General features: G+C 72.8%; 1 pseudogene. It reads left to right on the top strand.

The features are described 5' to 3' along the window. A pseudogene (locus tag I9P22_RS24250) lies at positions 1-966 on the top strand (DUF4159 domain-containing protein); the annotation flags it as partial. Between the last annotated feature and the right edge of the window lie 153 nt (positions 967-1,119).

Here is a 1,119-nt window from a genome sequence, read left to right as displayed (position 1 = left end):
GGCGCCGGGGCTGGACCTGCGCGGCTGGCTGATCGCGCTGGCCGCGGCGCTGCTGGCGCTGGACGCCCTGGGCAGCGCCTGGCTGGCGCGGGGCGCGCAGCCCGGCCGGGGCAGGGGGTTCGCATGAGGCTGGTCCTGCTGATCCTGCCCGCCTGGGCCCTGTTCTGGACCGCCGCGCTGCACGCGCAGGAGGCGCCCGACCCCCGGCTGGTGCGTGCCGCGAACGAGGTGACGCTGGCCTATGTGATCACAGGCGATGCCGAGGTGGACGCCGCCTCGGAAGCCGGGCTGCGCGGGTTGTCGCAGGTGCTGACCCAACGCACCACGGTCGAGCCGGGCCCGCCCATCGGCATCGATCCCGACCGGGACGACCTGTCGCTGCTGACCTTCCTTTATTGGCCGGTGACCGGGACGCAGCCCTTGCCCTCGCCCCGGGCCTATGTGCGGCTGAACCATTTCCTGCGCTCGGGCGGCATGATCCTGTTCGACACCCGCGACGGCGACATCGCCGGTCTGGGCGGGCCGGACGGCTCGGCGGCGCTGCAGACCCTGGCCGCGCCGCTGGACATTCCGCCGCTGGCGCCGGTGCCGGCCGATCACGTGCTGACCCGGACCTTCTACCTGCTCAGGGACTTCCCCGGCCGCTACCACGGGCGCGAGATCTGGGCCGAGGCGCCCCCCGCCGGCGCCGAGGCGGCCGAGGGCGTTCCGTTCCGCAATCTCAACGACGGCGTGTCGCCGGTGCTGATCGGCGGCAATGCCTGGGCCGAGGCCTGGGCCGTGGACGATAACGGCCTGCCGATGTTCAGCGTCGGTTCCGGTTTCGACGGCGAGCGCCAGCGCGAGATGGCCTATCGCTTCGGCGTCAACCTGATGATGTATGTGCTGACCGGGAATTACAAATCGGATCAGGTGCATGTGCCGGCATTGCTCGACCGGCTGCGGCAGGAGGAGGTTTCGGAATGAGCGGGCTCGCCTTCGATCCGCTGCTGCCCTGGCCGATCGTGGCGGCGCTGGCGCTGCTGGCGGGGCTGGTGGCGCTCTGGTCGCTCTGGCGCGGCCTGCGCGGCTGGCTGCTGCGCGGGCTGGCCGGCTTGGCCGCGGCGGCGGCGCTGGCGG

It is taken from the genome of Paracoccus binzhouensis, from assembly GCF_016446475.1.
Classification (GTDB): Bacteria; Pseudomonadota; Alphaproteobacteria; order Rhodobacterales; family Rhodobacteraceae; genus Paracoccus; species Paracoccus binzhouensis.
The sequence above is the reverse complement of the archived record's forward strand: the minus strand, read 5'-3'. Positions and strand labels throughout refer to the sequence as shown.